Source organism: Arthrobacter cavernae (assembly GCF_017368795.1).
Lineage (GTDB): Bacteria > Actinomycetota > Actinomycetes > Actinomycetales > Micrococcaceae > Arthrobacter > Arthrobacter cavernae.
On the sequence record NZ_JAFNLL010000109.1, the window covers coordinates 1 to 1,249 of the forward strand.

Here is a 1,249-nt window from a genome sequence, read left to right on the forward strand (position 1 = left end):
AAGAGAGGTTGGACGTGGCTGCAGGAGAAGAGACCTCCCATATCCTCAGCGGGTTGACTGCCCAGCTGCCTGATCGTGATCCGGAAGAGACCGCGGAGTGGATCGAGTCCCTGGATGCGTTGATCCAGGAGCAGGGCACGGAGCGTGCCCAGTACATCATGCGCAGCCTGCTGCAGCGGGCCGGTGCCCGGAGCGTGGGCGTGCCGATGGTGACCACCACGGACTACGTGAACACGATCCCGGTGGACCAGGAAGCGCCGTTCCCCGGGAACGAGGAGTACGAGCGCCGCTACCGGGCGTACATGCGCTGGAACGCCGCGGTCATGGTGCACCGGGCGCAGCGGGCCGACATCGGCGTGGGCGGGCACATCTCGACCTATGCCGGGGCCGCGACCCTGTACGAGGTCGGCTTCAACCACTTCTTCCGCGGCAAGGACCACGCCTCGGGCGGGGACCAGGTCTTCTTCCAGGGCCATGCCTCCCCCGGCATGTACGCCCGGGCGTTCATGGAAGGCCGGCTCTCCGAGGAGGACCTGGACGGTTTCCGGCAGGAGAAGTCCAAGGAAGGCCACGCGCTCTCCTCCTACCCGCACCCGCGCCTGATGCCGGCCTTCTGGGAGTTCCCCACCGTGTCCATGGGCATCGGCCCGATGAACGCGATCTACCAGGCCCAGTCCAACCGCTACCTGCACGACCGCGGCATCAAGGACACCTCCGGCCAGCAGGTCTGGGCGTTCCTGGGCGACGGCGAAATGGACGAGCCCGAGTCCCGCGGCCTGCTCCAGCTCGCCGCGAACGAGAACCTGGACAACCTGAACTTCGTCATCAACTGCAACCTCCAGCGCCTGGACGGCCCGGTCCGGGGCAACGGCAAGATCATGCAGGAACTCGAGGCGTTCTTCCGCGGCGCGGGCTGGAACGTCATCAAGGTCGTCTGGGGCCGGGAATGGGATGCCCTGCTCGAGAAGGACCAGGACGGCTCCCTGGTGCAGATCATGAACGAGACCGTGGACGGGGACTACCAGACCTACAAGGCCGAGTCCGGCGGCTTCGTCCGCGAGCACTTCTTCGGCAAGACCCCGCAGACCAAGGACATGGTCGCGGAGCTGACCGACGAGCAGATCTGGCAGCTCAAGCGCGGCGGCCACGACTACCGCAAGGTCTACGCCGCGTACAAGGCCGCCGCCGAGTTCAAGGGCAAGCCCACCGTCATCCTCGCCAAGACCGTCAAGGGCTACGGCCTCGGACC

At 66.6% G+C, this 1,249-nt stretch carries 1 protein-coding gene; it reads left to right on the forward strand.

Annotation, left to right across the window (positions count from 1 at the left end; all coding sequences use genetic code 11):
* Nucleotides 1-14: 14 nt before the first annotated feature.
* The coding region (locus J1902_RS19020) for a pyruvate dehydrogenase E1 component-related protein (RefSeq protein WP_504739370.1) at nt 15-1,249 on the forward strand (1,235 nt) is incomplete at its 3' end.